The 17822-nt window shown below is 71.4% G+C and carries 19 protein-coding genes; 16 read left to right on the forward strand and 3 right to left on the reverse strand.

Annotated elements, in window-relative coordinates:
- The first annotated feature begins 190 nt into the window (after nucleotides 1–190).
- From PKE79_RS00340 to PKE79_RS00370, 7 genes are all read left to right on the forward strand, one after another.
- Entirely contained in the window at nucleotides 191–1195 is a 1005-nt protein-coding gene (locus tag PKE79_RS00340) for a TerC family protein (RefSeq protein ID WP_271171674.1), read from the forward strand.
- Between the two features lie 238 nt (nucleotides 1196–1433).
- Complete coding sequence (leuC, locus tag PKE79_RS00345) at nucleotides 1434–2903, forward strand: 3-isopropylmalate dehydratase large subunit (protein WP_271171675.1); 1470 nt, start codon at nucleotides 1434–1436, stop codon at nucleotides 2901–2903.
- A 10-nt stretch (nucleotides 2904–2913) separates the two neighbouring features.
- Nucleotides 2914–3510: a 3-isopropylmalate dehydratase small subunit gene (gene leuD / locus PKE79_RS00350; RefSeq protein WP_271171676.1), complete on the forward strand. Its 597-nt coding sequence runs from the start codon at nucleotides 2914–2916 to the stop codon at nucleotides 3508–3510.
- A 67-nt stretch (nucleotides 3511–3577) separates the two neighbouring features.
- Complete coding sequence (gene murA, locus PKE79_RS00355) at nucleotides 3578–4945, forward strand: UDP-N-acetylglucosamine 1-carboxyvinyltransferase (protein WP_271171677.1); 1368 nt, start codon at nucleotides 3578–3580, stop codon at nucleotides 4943–4945.
- On the forward strand, nucleotides 4942–5688 hold the full coding sequence (locus tag PKE79_RS00360) for a lysophospholipid acyltransferase family protein (protein ID WP_271171678.1): 747 nt from the start codon (nucleotides 4942–4944) through the stop codon (nucleotides 5686–5688). Before murA ends, PKE79_RS00360 begins: the two co-directional genes overlap by 4 nt.
- A complete protein-coding gene (locus PKE79_RS00365) occupies nucleotides 5688–6803 on the forward strand; it encodes an NAD(P)H-dependent glycerol-3-phosphate dehydrogenase (RefSeq protein ID WP_374727769.1) in 1116 nt (371 codons plus the stop codon). The genes PKE79_RS00360 and PKE79_RS00365 overlap by 1 nt, the downstream gene beginning before the upstream one ends.
- The gene (locus PKE79_RS00370) at nucleotides 6703–7797 is read left to right on the forward strand and encodes a D-alanine--D-alanine ligase family protein (RefSeq protein ID WP_271171680.1); all 1095 of its coding nucleotides are present in this window, start codon (nucleotides 6703–6705) and stop codon (nucleotides 7795–7797) included. Before PKE79_RS00365 ends, PKE79_RS00370 begins: the two co-directional genes overlap by 101 nt.
- 6 nt (nucleotides 7798–7803) lie before the next feature.
- On the opposite strand, the gene PKE79_RS00375 is transcribed toward PKE79_RS00370, so the two are convergent.
- Complete coding sequence (locus tag PKE79_RS00375; RefSeq protein ID WP_271171681.1) at nucleotides 7804–8313, reverse strand: DUF3515 family protein; 510 nt, start codon at nucleotides 8311–8313, stop codon at nucleotides 7804–7806.
- A gap of 49 nt (nucleotides 8314–8362) precedes the next feature.
- On the opposite strand from PKE79_RS00375, the gene thiL reads away from it, so the two are divergent.
- Complete coding sequence (thiL, locus tag PKE79_RS00380; RefSeq protein ID WP_271171682.1) at nucleotides 8363–9349, forward strand: thiamine-phosphate kinase; 987 nt, start codon at nucleotides 8363–8365, stop codon at nucleotides 9347–9349.
- A 6-nt stretch (nucleotides 9350–9355) separates the two neighbouring features.
- On the opposite strand, the gene PKE79_RS00385 is transcribed toward thiL, so the two are convergent.
- Nucleotides 9356–9928: an RsmD family RNA methyltransferase gene (locus PKE79_RS00385; RefSeq protein ID WP_271171683.1), complete on the reverse strand. Its 573-nt coding sequence runs from the start codon at nucleotides 9926–9928 to the stop codon at nucleotides 9356–9358.
- A 62-nt stretch (nucleotides 9929–9990) separates the two neighbouring features.
- Between PKE79_RS00385 and PKE79_RS00390 the strand changes: the two genes are divergently transcribed.
- The 8 genes from PKE79_RS00390 (at nucleotide 9991) to PKE79_RS00425 (ending at nucleotide 16820) form a co-directional block, all read left to right on the forward strand.
- Nucleotides 9991–12159, forward strand: a complete 2169-nt coding sequence (locus PKE79_RS00390; RefSeq protein WP_271171684.1) for an ATP-dependent DNA helicase RecG — start codon at nucleotides 9991–9993, stop codon at nucleotides 12157–12159.
- A gap of 76 nt (nucleotides 12160–12235) precedes the next feature.
- The gene (gene coaD, locus PKE79_RS00395; RefSeq protein WP_271171685.1) at nucleotides 12236–12736 is read left to right on the forward strand and encodes a pantetheine-phosphate adenylyltransferase; all 501 of its coding nucleotides are present in this window, start codon (nucleotides 12236–12238) and stop codon (nucleotides 12734–12736) included.
- Nucleotides 12737–12863: 127 nt separating this feature from the next.
- Nucleotides 12864–13358 carry a YceD family protein gene (locus PKE79_RS00400; RefSeq protein WP_271172174.1) on the forward strand — a complete coding sequence of 165 codons (495 nt, stop codon included), beginning with the start codon at nucleotides 12864–12866 and terminating at the stop codon, nucleotides 13356–13358.
- Between the two features lie 2 nt (nucleotides 13359–13360).
- Nucleotides 13361–13570: a 50S ribosomal protein L32 gene (gene rpmF, locus PKE79_RS00405; protein WP_172989695.1), complete on the forward strand. Its 210-nt coding sequence runs from the start codon at nucleotides 13361–13363 to the stop codon at nucleotides 13568–13570.
- A 26-nt stretch (nucleotides 13571–13596) separates the two neighbouring features.
- Nucleotides 13597–14277 (forward strand): ribonuclease III, encoded by a 681-nt coding sequence (gene rnc, locus PKE79_RS00410; protein WP_271171686.1) that lies wholly within the window; start codon nucleotides 13597–13599, stop codon nucleotides 14275–14277.
- A complete protein-coding gene (mutM, locus tag PKE79_RS00415; protein WP_271171687.1) occupies nucleotides 14270–15175 on the forward strand; it encodes a bifunctional DNA-formamidopyrimidine glycosylase/DNA-(apurinic or apyrimidinic site) lyase in 906 nt (301 codons plus the stop codon). The genes rnc and mutM overlap by 8 nt, the downstream gene beginning before the upstream one ends.
- A 62-nt stretch (nucleotides 15176–15237) precedes the next feature.
- Nucleotides 15238–16062, forward strand: a complete 825-nt coding sequence (locus PKE79_RS00420; RefSeq protein WP_271171688.1) for a hypothetical protein — start codon at nucleotides 15238–15240, stop codon at nucleotides 16060–16062.
- 95 nt (nucleotides 16063–16157) lie between these two features.
- Complete coding sequence (locus PKE79_RS00425; protein WP_271171689.1) at nucleotides 16158–16820, forward strand: SatD family protein; 663 nt, start codon at nucleotides 16158–16160, stop codon at nucleotides 16818–16820.
- A 1-nt stretch (nucleotide 16821) separates the two neighbouring features.
- Here PKE79_RS00425 and cofD read toward each other — a convergent pair whose 3' ends face one another.
- On the reverse strand, nucleotides 16822–17793 hold the full coding sequence (gene cofD / locus PKE79_RS00430) for a 2-phospho-L-lactate transferase (RefSeq protein WP_271171690.1): 972 nt from the start codon (nucleotides 17791–17793) through the stop codon (nucleotides 16822–16824).
- Nucleotides 17794–17822: the final 29 nt, after the last annotated feature.

Genomic DNA, 17822 nt, shown 5'->3' on the forward strand with positions numbered 1-17822 from the left:
GCGAGAGCGCGTTCGTCTCACATGCAACCATCCGCCCTGGCCGCTTGGGTATCCTGATGGTCGAAGGGGAGTATCCCGTCAACGCCTGCTCGTCATCACGGACCTCGACGGAGGGGTCCCGGTCAGGCACCGTGCGCAGCACGGGGGAGAGACTTTCGCATACCGTCGTCCCCTCCGAAAGGCCCTGAGCTTGGACATCCCTGTCTGGTTCCAGGTCGGATCCCTCGTGATCCTGACCCTCATCCTCGTCGCCGACCTCCTCATCATCCTCAAGCGGCCGCACATCCCGTCGACGCGCGAGTCGACGCTGTGGGTCGTGTTCTACGTCACTCTCGCGCTCATCTTCGCCGGCGCCCTCTGGTTCCTCGGCGACGCGCAGCACGCGGGCGAGTTCGTCGCGGGCTGGCTGACGGAGTACAGCCTGTCGATCGACAACCTGTTCGTCTTCGTGCTGATCATGACGCAGTTCTCGGTGCCCCGCCGCTACCAGCAGGAGGTGCTGATGGTGGGCATCATCATCGCGCTCGTGCTGCGCGCCGCGTTCATCCTGCTCGGCGCCGCCCTCATCGAGAACCTCAGCTGGATCTTCTACATCTTCGGCGCGTTCCTCATCTTCACCGCCGTGCGCCAGGCCCTGCCGGAGAAGCACGAGGCCGACGAGCAGACCGAGAGCTTCATCGTCCGGACCCTCCGCCGATTCGTCGACATCAGCGACGAGTACGACGGGGCGAAGCTCCGCACCGTCGTGAACGGCAAGAAGATGCTCACCCCGATGATCATCGTGTTCGTCTCGATCGGCGTGACCGACCTCATGTTCGCGATCGACTCGATCCCCGCGATCTACGGCATCACGCAGGAGCCGTTCCTCGTCTTCGCGGCGAACATCTTCGCGCTCATGGGCCTGCGGCAGCTGTACTTCCTCCTCGGCGACCTGCTCGAGAAGCTCAAGTACCTGCACTACGGCGTCGCGTTCATCCTCGCGTTCATCGGCGTCAAGCTCATCCTGCACGCGCTGCACGTCAACGAGCTGCCGTTCATCAACGGCGGCCACCACATCGACTGGGTGCCCGAGATCAACAACTGGATGTCGCTCGGCGTCATCGTCGGCTCGATGGCCGTGGCCACCATCGCGAGCCTCATCTCGTCCTCGCGCGAGGCGCGCCGCGAGAAGGCCGTCACGGAGCCCGGACGCTGACCGGCTGAGCACTCTGACGACGCGGCGCGTCGATCTGCCCACAGGGCGGGTCGGCGCGCCGCGTCGCACTGTGCAGATCTCGCAGATCGACAGGGGTCGGTGAGCACCCTGCTATCCTGAAGGGGTGCGGTGCGCCCGACTTCTCCTTATGCGCCGCGACGGGATCACGCTCTAGGCCTCTCCCCGTCGCGGAGTCCGTCGTAGGCCGACACCGACGACCGCTAGGAGCAGGAAGAGCATGAGCACCAACGACATCCGGGTTCCGGATCGCCCCCGCACGCTGGCCGAGAAGGTCTGGGATGACCACCTCGTCGTGAAGGGCGAGGACGGCCAGCCCGACCTCATCTACATCGATCTCCACCTCGTCCACGAGGTGACGAGCCCGCAGGCTTTCGACGGCCTGCGCGCCGAGGGACGCGGTCTCCGCCGGCTGGATCTGACGATCGCCACGGAGGACCACAACACCCCGACGATCGACATCGACAAGCCGATCGCCGACCTCACGAGCCGCACCCAGATCGAGACGCTGCGTCGCAACGCCGAGGAGTTCGGCGTGCGCCTGCACTCGCTGGGCGACGCCGAGCAGGGCATCGTGCACGTCGTCGGCCCGCAGCTCGGGCTCACGATGCCGGGCATCACGGTCGTGTGCGGCGACAGCCACACGTCGACGCACGGCGCGTTCGGCGCGATGGCGTTCGGCATCGGCACGAGCGAGGTCGAGCACGTGATGGCCACGCAGACCCTCCCGCTGAAGCCCTTCAAGACGATGGCGATCACGGTCGAGGGCGAGCTGAAGCCGGGCGTCACGGCGAAGGACATCATCCTCGCGGTGATCGCGAAGATCGGCACGGGCGGCGGCCAGGGCTACGTCCTCGAGTACCGCGGCAGCGCTATCCGCTCCCTCTCGATGGAGGGGCGCATGACCATCTGCAACATGTCCATCGAGGCCGGGGCGCGCGCCGGCATGGTCGCGCCGGACGAGACGACGTTCGCCTACCTCGAGGGCCGCCCGCACGCACCCCGGGGCAAGGACTGGGACGACGCGGTCGCGTACTGGAAGACGCTGCCCACCGACGAGGGGGCGGTGTTCGACGCCGAGGTCTTCATCGACGCGAACGAGCTCGAGCCGTTCGTCACGTGGGGCACGAACCCCGGTCAGGGCGTCTCACTGAGCGACGTCGTGCCGGCCGCCGACGACTTCGAGGACCCGAACGAGCGCGCAGCCGCCGAGCGCGCGCTCGAGTACATGGACCTCGTCCCGGGGACCCCGCTCAAGGAGATCCCGGTCGACGCGGTCTTCATGGGCTCGTGCACGAACAGCCGCATCGAGGACCTGCGCGCCTTCGCGTCGATCATCGAGGGCCGCAAGAAGGCCGACGGCGTGCGCGTCATGGTCGTGCCGGGCTCGGCGCGCGTGCGGCTCCAGGCCGAGGCCGAGGGCATCGACCGGATCGTCAAGGAGTTCGGCGGCGAGTGGCGCTTCGCCGGCTGCTCGATGTGCCTGGGCATGAACCCCGACCAGCTCGCGCCGGGCGAGCGCTGCGCGTCCACCTCGAACCGCAACTTCGAGGGGCGCCAGGGCAAGGGCGGGCGCACGCACCTCGTGTCGCCGCTCGTCGCGGCGGCGACGGCCGTGCGCGGCACGCTGTCGAGCCCGTCCGACCTCGCATCCGCCGACCAGCCGGCCCTGTCGGGCGCGGGAGCGTAAGGAGACCGTCATGGAGAAGTTCACCACCCACACCGGGATCGCCGCTCCGCTGAAGCGCTCGAACGTCGACACCGATCAGATCATCCCCGCGGTGTTCCTCAAGCGCGTGACGAAGACGGGCTTCGACGACGCGCTCTTCCACGGCTGGCGCCAGGACCCCGAGTTCGTCCTGAACCAGGAGCCCTACCAGGGCGCATCCATCCTCGTGGCGGGGCCCGACTTCGGCACCGGATCGAGCCGCGAGCACGCCGTCTGGGCGCTGCGCGACTTCGGGTTCAAGGTCGTGCTGAGCCCGCGCTTCGCCGACATCTTCCGCGGCAACTCGGGCAAGCAGGGCCTGCTGACGGGCATCATCTCGGAGGCCGACCTCGAGCGCTTCTGGGCGGCCATCGAGGCGCAGCCCGGCGTGCGGATGACGGTCGACCTCGTCGAGCGAACCGCCGTACTCGGCGACTTCACGGCCGGGTTCGAGATCGACGATTACACTAGGTGGCGGCTCCTCGAGGGGCTCGATGACATCGGGCTCACCCTCCGCAACGAAGACAAGATCGCGGAGTTCGAGGCCCGCCGCGAGGCGTGGCGGCCACGGACGATCCCCGTTCCGTGAGCCCGGGGCTCGGGGCCCCGTCAGCACGGCGGACAACCCGCCAGAACGGTAGTGAGGCCACCAGCACATGACACTCCTGGGCGACACGAAGGTCGCGGGCGCTTCGGCATCCCGCAGCGGCGAAGTGATCCAGATCCGCGGCGGACGTCCGCTGCGCGGGCAGGTCGACGTGCGAGGCGCGAAGAACCTCGCCACCAAGGCCATGGTCGCGTCCCTCCTCGGTGAGACCCCGAGCACCCTGCGCGACGTGCCCGACATCCGCGACGTCGAGGTGGTCCGCTCGCTTCTCGAGGTGCACGGCGTGGCCGTCTCCGAGGGCGAGGAGCCGGGTTCGCTCATCCTCGACCCGAGCGCCGCGAAGTCGGCGAACTTCGAGGAGATCGACGCGCACGCGGGCTCGTCGCGCATCCCGATCCTCTTCTGCGGCCCGCTCCTGCACCTCCTCGGACAGGCGTTCATCCCCGACCTCGGCGGCTGCCGCATCGGCGACCGCCCCATCGACTTCCATCTCGACGCCCTGCGCGCCTTCGGAGCGATCGTCGACAAGCAGCCGAGCGGCATCCGCCTGTCCGCGCCCGAGGGCCTCCACGGCGCCGACATCGAGCTGCCGTACCCGAGCGTGGGCGCGACGGAGCAGGTGCTCCTCACGGCCGTGCGCGCGAACGGCGTCACCGAGCTGCGCAACGCGGCGATCGAGCCCGAGATCATGGACCTGATCGGCGTCCTCCAGAAGATGGGCGCGATCATCTCCTACGAGCCCAACCGCGTCATCTTCATCGAGGGCGTGCAGGAGCTCCGCGGCTACGACCACCGCTCGCTGTTCGACCGCAACGAGGCCGCGTCGTGGGCCTCGGCGGCGCTCGCCACCGACGGCGACATCTTCGTCAAGGGCGCGCGCCAGTACGAGATGCTCACGTTCCTCAACGTCTACCGCAAGGTCGGCGGAGACTTCGACATCACCGACGAGGGCATCCGCTTCCGCCGCGGCGAGGCCCCGCTCAAGCCGGTCATCGTCGAGACCGACGTGCACCCCGGCTTCATGACCGACTGGCAGCAGCCGCTCATCGTCGCGCTCACCCAGGCGCACGGCACGTCCGTCGTGCACGAGACCGTCTACGAGAACCGCTTCGGGTTCATCGAGGCGCTCAACCAGATGGGCGCGGACATCGTCGTGCACCCGCGCGGGCTCGACGGCCCCTACCGTCGCGTGCCGCGTCGCGCGCTCGAGCAGGCCGCGGTCATCACGGGGCCGACGCCGCTGCGCGGCGCCGACATCGTCGTCCCCGACCTCCGGGGCGGATACAGCCACGTCATCGCCGCTCTCACAGCGGAGGGCACGTCGCGCGTGTCGGGCGTCGGCATCATCCGCCGCGGATACGAGAAGTTCTTCGAGAAGCTGACCGCTCTCGGCGCCGACTTCGACGTCGTGGGGTGACGGTGGGCGCTCCCGCCTCACCTGAGAAGAGCCGCCCGAGCATCTTCTGGCCGCTCGCGGCGATCGTCATCCCGCTCGTCGGGCTGCTCGCGCGGATCGAGCTCCGCGGCTCCGAGAACCTGCCCCGTCGCGGTGCGTTCGTCCTCGCGCCGAATCACCACAGCGAGATCGACCCGCTCATCGTCGCGATCGCGACGTGGCGGGCCGGGCGCGCGCCCCGGTTCCTCGCGAAGGAGAGCCTGTTCCGCATCCCCGTCGTCGGATGGGTGCTGAAGGCCTCCGGGATGGTCCCGGTCGCGCGATCCCGCGGCGCGGCCGCGCAGGCGCTCGCGCAGGCGAAGGAGCTCGCCTCGAGCGAGCGCGGCGTGATCGTCTACCCGGAGGGCACCCTCACGCGCGACCCCGGGCTGTGGCCGATGCGCGGCAAGTCGGGCGCGATCCGCCTCGCCCTCGCCGGCGACATCCCGCTCATCCCCCTCGCGCAGTGGGGCACGCAGGCGGTCATGCCGCGCTACGGCAAGCTGTCCCTGCTCCCGCTGCGCAAGCCGATCACCGTCCTCATCGGCGAGCCCCTCGACGTGTCCGACCTGCGCGGGCGGACCGACCAGGCCGCCATCCAGGAGGGCACGGAGCGCCTCATGGCCGCGATCACCGCACTGCTCGAGGAGCTGCGCGGCGAGAAGGCCCCGCCCGAGCGGTGGGACCCGACGCAGCACGGCCAGGCCGAGACGGGCAAGCTGTGATCCCCGAGCGCGTCGTCGTCCTCGGCGCGGGCAGCTGGGGCACGACGTTCGGCAAGATCCTCGCCGACGGCGGCGCCCAGGTCACGATGTGGGCCCGTCGCGCCGAGCTCGCGCACGAGATCGACCAGGCCAAGCGCAACTCGCAGTACCTGTCCGGGATCAACCTGCCCCGGTCCATCCGCGCCACCCACGTTCTCCAGAAGGCCGTCGAGGGCGCAGAGCAGATCTACCTCTCGGTGCCGAGCAAGTCGGCCCGCGACACCCTCAAGCAGCTGCGCCCGCTCATCGGCTCGTCCGACGTGCCGGTCGTGAGCCTCATGAAGGGCGTCGAGAAGAAGTCGGGTCTGCGGATGAGCCAGGTCATCGAGCAGGCGCTCGGCTGCGACCCCGCGCGCATCGCCGTCGCGAGCGGCCCGAACCTCGCGCTCGAGATCGCGCGCGAGCAGCCGACCGCGGCGGTCATCTCGTCGTCGAGCCAGGAGACCGCCGACCGGATCGCGCGCACGGCGCGCAACCGGTACTTCCGCAGCTTCGTCAACACCGACGTCATCGGCACCGAGTTCGGCGGCGTGCTGAAGAACCTCATCGCCGTCGCGATCGGCATCGTCGACGGCGTCGGATACGGCGAGAACACGAAGGCGTCGATCATCACGCGCGGCCTCGTCGAGATGACCGACTTCGCGGTGGCGTACGGCGCGCAGGCCGAGACGATGCAGGGCCTCGCGGGGCTCGGCGACCTCATCGCGACGTGCCAGTCGCCCCTCAGCCGGAACAACACGGCAGGACGTCTGCTCGGGCAGGGCTACACGCTGCAGGACGTCGTGAAGCAGATGGAGCAGACCGCCGAGGGCCTCGGCTCGGTCGCCCCCATCCTCAAGCTCGCGAAGGCGAAGGGCGTCGAGATGCCCATCGTCGAGCAGGTGCGGATGGTGCTCGACGGCACGCTCGATCCGCGCGACATCGCGCCGCACCTCACCACAGACGACGACACCCCCCAGGGCGAGAGGACGACGAATGACGACGGCGACAGTGGCGGTGCTCTTCGGCGGGCGCTCCAGCGAGCACTCCATCTCCTCCGCGACGGCGGGCGGGGTGCTGGGAGCGATCGACCGTGACCGCTACCGGGTGATCCCGATCGGTATCACCCGCGACGGCGTCTTCGTGCTCGAGGACGACGACCCCGGCAAGTTCCGGCTCGACGCCGAGAGGCTGCCGGAGGTCGTCGACAACGGCACGCGGGTGATCTGGCCCGCAGGCGGCGGCGACCGCGTGCTGCGCGTGCGCGACGCGGATGGCGTCGAGCGCGAGCTCGGCGCGGTCGACGCGGTGCTGCCCATCCTGCACGGCCTGCACGGCGAGGACGGCACCATCCAGGGCTTCCTCGACATCCTCGAGCTCCCGTACGCGGGCGGCGGCGTGCTCGACTCCGCCCTGTGCATGGACAAGCACTTCATGAAGATCGCGCTGCAGGCGGCGGGCGTGCCCGTCGCGCCGTGGACGACCGTCCGGCGGTCGCGCTGGAGCACGGCGCCCGACGCGGTCCGCGCCGAGGCCGACGCGCTCGGGTACCCGCTGTTCGTGAAGCCCGCGCGCGCGGGCTCGAGCGTGGGCGTCTCGAAGGCGCACGACGCGTCGGAGCTCGACGAGGCCATGCGCATCGCCTTCGCGGAGGACGACAAGGTGCTCGTCGAGAAGGGCATCGGGGGGCGCGAGATCGAGGTCGCGATGCTCGAGGGCCGCGACGGGGGAGAGGCGCGCGCGTCGCTCCCCGGCGAGATCGTGCTCACGACGCGCGACTTCTACGACTTCGAGGGGAAGTACCTCGGCGGCGAGGGCGTCGACGTCGTGTGCCCTGCCGACCTGTCGGAGGACGAGATCGAGGCGATCCGCGCGGTCGGCATCCGGGCCTTCGAGGCCGTCGACGGACGCGGGCTCGCTCGCGTCGACGTGTTCCTCACGCCCGAGGGCGAGATCGTCGTCAACGAGCTCAACACGATGCCGGGCTTCACGCCGATCTCGATGTTCCCGAAGTGCTGGATCGCGTCCGGGATGACGTACTCCGAGCTCATCACGGAGCTCGTCGAGCTCGGCCGCGCCCGCGCCGCCTGAGCCGGGTCAGTCCTCCGGCTGCGTGCCGGTCGTCGGGGCGTCCTCGCCCTCCGGCGCGGCGTCGGGGTCGGTGCACTGGGCCGCGCGCGGCAGCGTCGAGACCGCGCTGCCGAGCGCGCTGCCCGCGAGCACCGCGTCGGCCGACACGACGGTCGTGTCGACGTAGACCTGCACCGCGGGCTCACGGCCGTACGTCGTCATGCGCAGATTCGGCCGCTCGCTCTCATCGACGATCCAGTCGACGCCGTCGATCGTCACGCACTGCTGGGTGGTGGGGGCGGGAGCGTCGTATCCGCACGAGAGGATGACCGCGGTCGGCTCGCCCCACGCCGCGGTCGCCTGAGCGTCGGTCCAGCGGCGCTCGAGGCCCGAGACCGAGTCGGGCATGCGCACGGAGACCTCGGCGCACAGCGGGTCGTTCGCGCGCGGGGCCGCCTCGAGGTGCACGGTCGGCGCACACCCCGTGAGCGCGACGACGGCGGCGAGGCACGAGACGGCGGCGAGGCGGCGGATCACCCCACCAGCCTACGTTCGGGTGTCCTGGGCGTTCGCCTACGCTGGAGGGATGCATGAGGATCCCACGGTCGGCGAGCTGAGCGAGGGCGAGATCCTCCGGCGGATCCTGGCGCGCACGGGCCGCGCGGGCGCGAGCCTCGTCGGGCCCGGCGACGACGCCGCCGTCGTCGCCGCGCCGTCGGGGTCGGTCGTCGCGACGACCGACACGCTCATCCACGGACCGGACTTCCGGCTGGCCTGGTCGAGCGGCTACGACCTCGGCTGGAAGTCGGCCGCCGTCAATCTCGCCGATGTCGCGGCGATGGGGGCGCGGCCGACGGCGCTCCTCGTCGCACTCGCGATGCCGAACGACACCCGCGCGTCGTTCGTGGAGGCTCTCGCCGACGGCCTCCGCGACGCGTGCGAGGCCCTCGCGCCCGGCTGCGCGGTCGTGGGCGGCGACCTCACCGCGAGCGACGTGCTCACGATCGCCGTGACCGCCCTCGGAGACCTCGAGGGACGCGCCCCCGTGCTGCGCTCGGGCGCCCGCGCGGGCGACGTCGTCGCGATCGCGGGGGAGCTCGGCCGAGCCGCGCGGGGCCTGCAGGTGCTCTTCACGCGCTTCCGCGACGCCGATGGCGCACCCGTGCCCGTCGACCCCGCCCTGCTGCGGGACGGCGACACGGGCGTCCTCGAGGCGCAGCTGCGGCCCGCTCCGCCGATCGGCCTCGGGCCGTTCGCCGCGCGCGCCGGCGCGACCGCCATGATGGACGTCTCGGATGGCCTCGCGCTTGACGCGCGGCGGATGGCCGACGCCTCGGCCGTCACGATCGCGATCGACAGCGCCGACCTGGGGGACGACCCGCGGATCGCGCTCGAGGGCGGGGAGGACCACGCGCTGCTGGCGACCTTCCCGGCAGGCGCCCTGCCCCCCGGATTCCGCCCGATCGGACGCGTCATGCCGCGCGACGAGGCATCGGTCCACGTGGACGGCGTGCCGTACCTCGGCGCGGGCGGCTGGGATCCGTACCGCGATTGGGATGCGGCCGCAGGCTGACGACGCTCAGGCGCTGAGCGGCTCGCCCCACCACAGGGTCGTGTCGCCGTACGCCTTCTCGCGCCACGCGGAGAGGCCGGCGGCGGCCCAGTCGGGGGAACCGGAGCGCGTCGCACGCTCGACGATCACGAGCGCGCCCGGCGCGAGCAGCGGCGCGAGCAGCGCGAGGTCGTCGTCGAGGTCGCGCGGCGGCAGGTCGTAGGGCGGGTCGAGGAACGCGATGTCGATGCCGGGCGCCGTGCCGCGGAGGAAGGCGCGCACCGCGACGGGGTGGACGCGCACGCGGGGCGCGCTCGACCCCATCGCGCGCCGCACGACCTCGACGTTCCGCTTCACGATCTCGGCCGCCGGCCGGGACCGCTCGACGAGGTCGACCGACGCGGCGCCGCGGCTCGCGCACTCGAGACCGAGCGCTCCCGATCCCGCGTACAGATCGACGACCGCGGCGCCCTCGATGAGGCCCGTGTCCTCGAGCGCGCCGAACAGCGACTCGCGCACGCGGTCGCTCGTGGGGCGGGTGCCCGAGCGCGGCACGTCGAGCCGGGCGCCGCCCGCGCGGCCCGCGATGATCCTCGTCACCCTGCCACGATATCCTCGGCGGGCGCGGCGTCCGCGTCCGGGGGCCCTTCTAGACTCGACGCATGCCGCTCTCGCTCGACTCCTCGCTCACGGAGGCCGTCGGCGCGAAGTCCGCCGGCCTGCTCTCGCGGGCGTTCGGGATGGCGACCGTGGGTGACCTGCTCGCGCACTACCCGCGCCGCTACATGAGCAGGGGCGAGCTCACGCCCATCCGCGACCTCCCGCTCGGTGAGACGGTCACGATCGTCGCCGAGGTGCGGCGCGTGCAGTCGCGTCCCATGCGCAGCCGCGGCGGGCGCCTCCTCGAGGTGATCATCGGCGACGGCCAGGGCGAGATGTCGCTCACGTTCTTCAACCAGGACTGGCGCGAGCGCGAGCTCCGGCCAGGGCGGCGCGGCGTCTTCTCGGGCAAGGTCGGGGAGTACCGTCGCGAGCGTCAGTTCTCGCATCCCGCGTACGAGCTCTTCGACGACGAGGGCGATGCCGATGCGCGCGCGCAGGAGTTCGCCGGCCGGCTCATCCCCGTGTATCCCGCGACCTCCGCGCTCACGAGCTGGGCCATCCAGAAGCTCGTCGAGCAGTGTCTGACCCGCCTCGGCGACGTGCCCGAGCCGCTCCCCGACGACCTGCGGGAGCGGGAGGGGCTCATGGGCGCGCGCGACGCGCTCGACGGCGTGCACCGGCCCGCGAACGAGGGGCACGCCTACAGCGCGCGCAAGGCGCTGCGGTGGCACGAGGCGCTCGTGCTCCAGACGGCGCTCGCTCAGCAGCGCCGTGACGTCAGGGCTCTCGCAGCCACGCGCCGCGAGGCGCAGCCGGGCGGCCTGCTCGAGCGCTTCGACGCGGCGCTGCCGTTCGCGCTGACCGACGACCAGCGCGAGACCGGCGAGCGGATCGCGGCCGACCTCGTCGCCGGATGGCCGATGAACCGGCTCGTGCAGGGCGAGGTGGGGTCGGGCAAGACGCTCGTCGCGCTGCGCGCCATGCTGCAGGTGGCCGAGTCCGGCGGCCAGGCGGCGCTGATCGCGCCGACCGAGGTGCTCGCCGGCCAGCATCTGCGCTCCATCACGCGCATGCTCGGGCCGCAGCTGGCTCCCGAGGTCATGCCCACGCTCCTCACCGGCCAGATGCCGGCGGCGGCGCGACGGAAGGCCGCGCTCCGCGTGGCGTCGGGTCAGTCGCGCATCGTCGTCGGCACGCACGCCCTGCTCAGCGAGGGCACGACGTTCGCCGACCTCGGGCTCGTCGTCGTCGACGAGCAGCACCGGTTCGGCGTCGAGCAGCGGGAGACCCTGCGCGCGAAGGGAACGAGTCCGCACGCCCTCGTCCTCACCGCCACGCCCATCCCGCGCACCGTCGCGATGACGGTCTTCGGCGACCTCGACGTGTCGACCATCCGCACGATGCCCGCGGGCCGCGCCGGCATCGAGACCTTCGTCGCTCCGGTCGCCGAGCGCCCGCGCTGGTTCGACCGGGTCTGGGAGCGCGTCGCCGAGGAGGTCGAGAAGGGGCACCAGGTCTTCGTCGTGTGCCCCGCGATCGACGTCGCGGCGAAGGGCAAGGCCGCCGCCGAGGACGATGCCCCGGAGGCCGCCGCGGAGGAGGGCGGCTCCGGCCCGCGCTGGGGCGTCGCGCAGGTCGCCGAGATGCTCGGGCGGCACCCCGCGGTCGGGCGGCTCAGGCTCGCGACGCTGCACGGCCGCATGCCGGGCGAGGAGAAGGACCGCATCATGCAGGAGTTCGCGGCCGCCCGCGTCGACGTGCTCATCGCGACGACCGTGATCGAGGTCGGCGTCGACGTCCCGAACGCGTCGACCATGGTCATCCTCGATGCCGACCGCTTCGGCGTCTCTCAGCTCCACCAGCTGCGCGGACGCGTCGGACGCGGGGGAGTGCCCGGACTCTGCCTGCTCGTGACGGAGGCGACAGAGGGAACGCCGGCGCGCGAGCGCGTCGAGGCGGTCGCGGCGACGCTCGACGGGTTCGCGCTCGCGGAGGTCGATCTCGAGCTGCGCGGCGAGGGCGACGTGCTCGGAGAGGCGCAGTCGGGCGTGCGCTCATCGCTTCGGCTGCTCCGCGTGGTCAAGGACCAGGCGCTCATCGCCCTGGCGCGGGAGGAAGCCGACCGCGTCCTCGCGGCGGACCCCGACCTCGCCCGGCATCCCGGACTCGCCGACGCCCTGGCGCGCCGGGTCACGCAGGAGGAGCGCGCGGCCCTGAGCAAGAGCTGAGCATGCACCCCGCGCGGCGTGTCGCGGGCGCGGCGCTGCCCGGGCGCGGATGGGGCTCCTGGCTAGGCTGGATCGCATGAGTAACCGGATCGCCGTCGTCCCGGGGTCCTTCGACCCGCCCACCCTCGGTCACCTGGACGTCATCCGGCGTGCCGCCTCGCTCTACGACGAGCTCCACGTGCTGGTCGTGCACAACCCCGACAAGGAAGGGATGCTGCCGATCGCGCTGCGGCTGCAGCTCCTCGAGCAGTCGGTCGAGGAGGCGCAGATCCCCGGCAAGGTCATCGTCGGATCGTGGAGCGTGGGCCTGCTCGTCGACTACGCGCAGGAGGTGGGCGCCGGCGTGCTCGTGAAGGGCATCCGCTCGCAGGGCGACGTCGCGTACGAGACGCCCATGGCGGTCGTCAACAACCACCTCGCCGGCGTCGAGACGGTGTTCCTCCTCGCCGATCCCGCCCACTCGGTCGTGTCGAGCTCGCTCGTGCGCCAGGTGGCCGGCCTGGGCGGGGACGTCTCGCCCTACGTGCCGGCGGCGGTCGCCCGCTACCTCCGCAGCGCGACCTCGAAGGACTTCTGACCTCGCGTCCCTGCGCGCGCCACGGCCCTCGTCGTCCCGGGCGCGACTACGATTGATCCCCGTGAGAACGCGTAAAACCGGGCCCTTCGTGCTGCCCGTCCGCGACATCGTCCGCAAGCCGGGCGAGATGCGCGAGCACACGCTGACCATCCCCGCACCCGAGCAGTGGGGCGAGGGGATCGTCTCGATCCCGGAGGGGAAGGAGCTCGAGCTCGACGTCCGTCTCGAATCCGTGCACGAGGGCATCCTCGTGTCGGGGGAGCTCGACACGGAGTTCGAGGGGGTGTGCGGTCGATGCCTTCGCGACATCGCCGAACCGCTCGAAGTCGAGTTCCAGGAGCTTTTCGAGTATCCTGGTGAGGAAACTGCTGACTTCGAGGTTCAAGACGACCACGTGGATCTTGAAACTCTGGTCAGGGATGCGGTCGTCTTGTCGCTTCCGTTTCAGCCGGTGTGTCAGCCGGATTGCCCCGGCCTCGACCCGGTCACGGGCGAGCGGCTGACGCAGAGCCCCGGCACCGCGCAGCAGGCGCCTGTCGATCCTCGGTGGGCCGCGCTCCGAGAACTCACAGACCAGAATGGATCGGCGGACTCCGCCGCCCCGAGCACAGAAGAGAGCTAGTCATGGCAGGTAACCCCCCGAAGCGGAAGGTCTCCCGTTCGAACACCCGCTCGCGTCGCGCGCAGTGGAAGGCGGAGGCTCCGGCCCTCGTCAAGACGGTGGAGAACGGCAAGGTCGTCTACAGCCGCCCGCACCAGGCCAAGGTCGTCACCGACTCGCAGGGCACCGAGCTGTTCCTCGAGTACAAGGGCCGCAAGGTCGCCGACGCCTGAGCGGCGGATACGACTCCGTGGCGCGCATGCGGCCACTCTCCGAGAAGCTCGGCGTCGAGATCGACGCCGAGCTTCTCGCTTTGGCCATGACACACCGCTCGTACGCGTACGAGCACGGCGGCATCCCGCATAACGAGCGACTCGAGTTCCTCGGCGACTCGGTGCTCGGGCTGGCCGTCACCACCATGCTGTATCGCCGGTTCCCCGACCTCGACGAGGGCGCGCTCGCGAAGCGCCGTGCCAGCGTCGTCTCGACCGTCGCCCTCGCGGAGGTCGCGCGCGGCATCGGCCTCGGCGAGCATCTCCGTCTCGGCCGCGGCGAGGAGCAGACGGGCGGCCGCGACAAGGACTCGATCCTCGCCGATGCGACCGAAGCCGTGTTCGGCGCCGCGTACCTGTCGGCAGGGCCCGAGGAGGCGTCGGCCCTCGTGCTGCGGCTCATCGAGCCGCTCCTGGAGAACCCCGAGCGCTACGGCGCGGCGATCGACCCGAAGACGAGCCTTCAGGAGCTCGCCGCGCGCCTCGGCCTGGGAGCGCCGTCGTACTCGGTCGTATCCCGCGGCCCCGACCACGACCGTCGCTTCACCGCCACGGTCGAGGTCGGCGATCACGCGTCGACCGGCGAGGGCACGAGCAAGAAGCAGGCCGAGATGGCCGCGGCTCTCACGGCCTGGCACGCGCTCAGCGCGCGGACCGTCGGTGCCTGAGCTCCCCGAGGTCGAGGTCGTGCGAGCGGGCCTCGAGCCCGCCGTGGTGGGATCGACCATCGCGGGAGTCGAGGTGCTCGACGGCCGTGCACTCACCCGGCACGTGGGCTCCCACGACGACTTCACCGCGCGCCTGAGCGGACGCGCCGTGACGGCCGCCGTGCGTCGCGGCAAGTTCCTCTGGCTTCTGCTCGAGTCGGCGGCGATCGAGCCGGCGGAGGCGCTCATCGGGCACCTCGGCATGAGCGGGCAGCTGCTCCTGCGCGCACCCGGCGCCCCGCGCGAGCGCCACGAGCGCGTGCGGCTCGCGATCGACCATCCGGCTCACGGCGAGCTCGCCGTCGTGTTCGCGGATCAGCGGACGTTCGGGTCGCTCGCCGTCGACGCGCTCGTGCCGACGGCGGATGGCGCGCCGGGCGGATGGGGGAGCGATGCGCCCCTCGTGGCATCGCAGGCCGCGCACATCGCGCGCGATCCGCTGGATCCCGCGTTCGACGACGCCGCGTTCGCGCGAGGGCTCGGCCGCCGCGCGTCGGCGATCAAGCGCGTGCTGCTCGATCAGACGGTCGTGAGCGGCATCGGCAACATCTACGCGGACGAGGCGCTCTGGGCCGCGCGCATCCATCCGGAGACGCCCGCGTCGGCGCTCTCGACGCGGGCCGTCCGCACGCTGCTCGTCGAGATCCGCGCGGTGCTGCAGAAGGCCCTCGCGGAGGGCGGCACGAGCTTCGATGCGCAGTACGTGAACGTCAACGGGCAGGCCGGCTACTTCGCGCACAGCCTCAACGCCTACGGGCGGCATGGCCAGCCCTGCCCGCGCTGCGGCGGAGCGATCCGCCGCGAGGCGTTCATGAACCGCTCGAGTCACTACTGCCCGAGGTGCCAGCGGAAACGCTAGCAGTCTTGTGCGGGCGATCGACGATCCCGGCGGCCTCAGAACGGCGGGCCTATGCTGGCCTCGTGCGTCATCAGCAGATCCTCGACAGGCTCGCGGCGGGCGCGGTCGCGCCGACGGCGCGGGACGAGGTTCGGATCCTGGCGCAGAAGAGCTTCTTCGCTGCGAGGCGCCAGGGGCTGGAGGGCGCTCAGCACGCAGACGTCGTGCCGGCCGTCAAGGAGCGCTGGCACTTCGCGCTCGACGCGGCCCGCCAGCCGTGCGCACCTGAGAGCGATCGGATGAACGCCTACAAGGCCGCGATCGCCATCGCCACCTCATTGCACGAAGTGGGGCTGGGCGATCACGAGCTCACTGAGCTGGCGATCGACGGGATCCACGCGCTGAACGACGCCGTGTGGCTGGGGGATGACTTCCTGCACCGCACGGACGACATGATCGCGCTGCTGCGTTCCTCGCCGGTCCCGCTCACTCGGAAGCCGACCACACGGGAGACCATCACGTTCACCCGCGGCGGGGACCTCCTCGCGATCAGGCTGCGCGGCCGTTGGGTGGTCGGGCACATCCATCTGGTGGACGGGCCGAACAAGCACCCGCACATCGAGCTGTACGAGCGCACGTTCGCCGAGCGACCCGATCCGTCGGAGGTCATCGGGACGCGTGCCTGGGGATACTCCTACGAGGGCCGAGACCGGGCGAACGTCACCCGCCTCATCGTGTCTGGGCTGCGCCATCTGCCGGATCCGGCAGAGCAGATCCACCTCCTTGCGAGCGGAGTCGTCGTCCTGCCGGACAACTCGCACCTGCATGACGAGGGGATCGTCGGCACCCACGTCGACGTGTTCGAGCTGCTCGAGATGGCGCGATCCGTGAACGGCGGGACCTTCTAGCGGCTACGCTGACCGGTGAAGCATATCGCTGAACACCTCGCAGAATTAAGCAAATTCGCTTAATTGTGGCTCTGGTTCAGTGATATGCTTCACGGATGGCGGTGGCAGTGATCGCGGACATCATCTCCTCGCGCGCATCGACGTCGAGAGACGCCGTGCAGCGCGAGATCGAGAACGCGGCCGTCGAGGTGGATCGAACATACCCCTGGGCCCTGCAGAAGTGGTACCCGACCGTGGGAGACGAGTTCCAGGCCGCCTTCCGCACGATCGACGACGCCCTGCTGTCGACGCTCTACCTGCAGCTCGCGCTGCCCGACAACGTCGGCTGCCGGTTCGGCATCGGGCTCGGGGGCATCGTCACGGTCGAGTCGAAGCTCGCCGACCGCATCCAGGACGGCCCAGGATGGTGGGCGGCACGCGACGCCGTCAACCGGGCGCACGAGATCGAGCGGTCGCAGCTGTCCGCGGTGCGCTCGTGGTTCCTCGTCGACCCCGACTCGTCTGCGCATGATCGCGCGATGGAGGGGCCGATCAACGCCTACCTCGTCGCGCGCGACAGCCTCATCGCCGACATCTCGCCGCGCGGACGCCGTGCCGTCTTCCTGCAGTGGTGCGGGTACCCGCAGAAGGAGATCGCCCGCATCGAGGGGGTGTCGCCGTCGGCGATCTCGCAGCTGCTCAACAAGCCGTCGGCGCAGGCTCTCCGCCTCGGCACGGAGGCCCTCGAGCTCGGCGTGCGGCCGCGGCGCGTCCACTGACTCAGCGGTCGACCGCCGCCGCGAGCGCGAGGGCGTCCGCGGCGACCTGCGCCGACGAGTCGGCGTCGCGCAGCCACAGGGGCACGGCTCGCGCGGCGATCCCCGCACGCTCGAGCGGCGCGACCTCAGCGGCGTCGGATGTGTCGACGAGCCAGCCGTCGAGCAGGCCTCCGTCGGTGCGCGGGCCGTAGTGACGAGCGACCGCCCCGGCCGACGTGTCGACCCCGATCGCCGCGAGGCAGGCATCGGCCATGCCGCGCACGACGGCGCCCGCGATGATCCCGGACACCCCGACGACGGGAGCTCGCGCCGCGCGCACCGCGTCGCGCATCCCGGGGACCGCGAGCACGGGGCCGATCGACACGACCGGGTTCGACGGCGCGAGGAGGATGGCATCCGCCTCCGCGATCGCCTCGAGCGCTCCCGCGGTCGGCACCGCCGCGGCGATCCCGGCCTGCTCGAACCCGACCGCCGGGAGGCCGGCGCGGTGCCGGACCCACCACTCCTGGAAGTGCATCCGGCGGCCATCCTCCGTGCGCACGTGCGTGTCGATCTCGCTGTCGGTCGCGGGATGAAGTCGCACGCCGAGATCCCAGCGCTGCGCGAGCCGCTGGAAGACCTCGGACACGCTCGCGCCCTCGCGCAGCCAGGCCGTCCGCGCGATGTGGGTGCCGAGGTCGAGATCGCCCAGCGTGAACCACTCGGGAGCGGCGCCCCACGCGGCGAGCTCCGCGGCCACGCGCTCGGTCTCGCCGGCGCGGCCCCAGCCGCGCTCGGCGTCGTTCACGCCGGCGAGCGCGTAGAGCAGGCTGTCGTGATCGGGGGAGATCCGCAGCCCCGACACCCACCAGTCGTCGGCCGTGTTGACGACGACGTCGATCCGGTCGTCGCCGCCTGTCCGCCGGACGTGCTCGCGGAGACCCTTCACGAAGCGGGCGCAGCCGACGCCGCCTCCGATGACCGTGTAGCGCACCTGACCACGCTACCCGCGAGCGGATGGCC

It is taken from the genome of Microbacterium barkeri (assembly GCF_027921765.1).
Taxonomy (GTDB): domain Bacteria; phylum Actinomycetota; class Actinomycetes; order Actinomycetales; family Microbacteriaceae; genus Microbacterium; species Microbacterium barkeri.

Bases quoted from the DNA above. Each gene is read 5' to 3' on its own strand.
- coaD (WP_271171685.1), top strand. From the start codon at position 12,236: ATGAGTAACCGGATCGCCGTCGTCCCGGGGTCCTTCGACCCGCCCACC.
- leuC (WP_271171675.1), top strand. From the start codon at position 1,434: ATGAGCACCAACGACATCCGGGTTCCGGATCGCCCCCGCACGCTGGCC.
- murA (WP_271171677.1), top strand. From the start codon at position 3,578: ATGACACTCCTGGGCGACACGAAGGTCGCGGGCGCTTCGGCATCCCGC.
- rnc (WP_271171686.1), top strand. From the start codon at position 13,597: ATGCGGCCACTCTCCGAGAAGCTCGGCGTCGAGATCGACGCCGAGCTT.
- PKE79_RS00425 (WP_271171689.1), top strand. From the start codon at position 16,158: ATGGCGGTGGCAGTGATCGCGGACATCATCTCCTCGCGCGCATCGACG.
- PKE79_RS00400 (WP_271172174.1), top strand. From the start codon at position 12,864: ATGCGCGAGCACACGCTGACCATCCCCGCACCCGAGCAGTGGGGCGAG.
- leuD (WP_271171676.1), top strand. From the start codon at position 2,914: ATGGAGAAGTTCACCACCCACACCGGGATCGCCGCTCCGCTGAAGCGC.
- PKE79_RS00370 (WP_271171680.1), top strand. From the start codon at position 6,703: ATGACGACGGCGACAGTGGCGGTGCTCTTCGGCGGGCGCTCCAGCGAG.
- PKE79_RS00390 (WP_271171684.1), top strand. From the start codon at position 9,991: ATGCCGCTCTCGCTCGACTCCTCGCTCACGGAGGCCGTCGGCGCGAAG.
- thiL (WP_271171682.1), top strand. From the start codon at position 8,363: ATGCATGAGGATCCCACGGTCGGCGAGCTGAGCGAGGGCGAGATCCTC.
- rpmF (WP_172989695.1), top strand. From the start codon at position 13,361: ATGGCAGGTAACCCCCCGAAGCGGAAGGTCTCCCGTTCGAACACCCGC.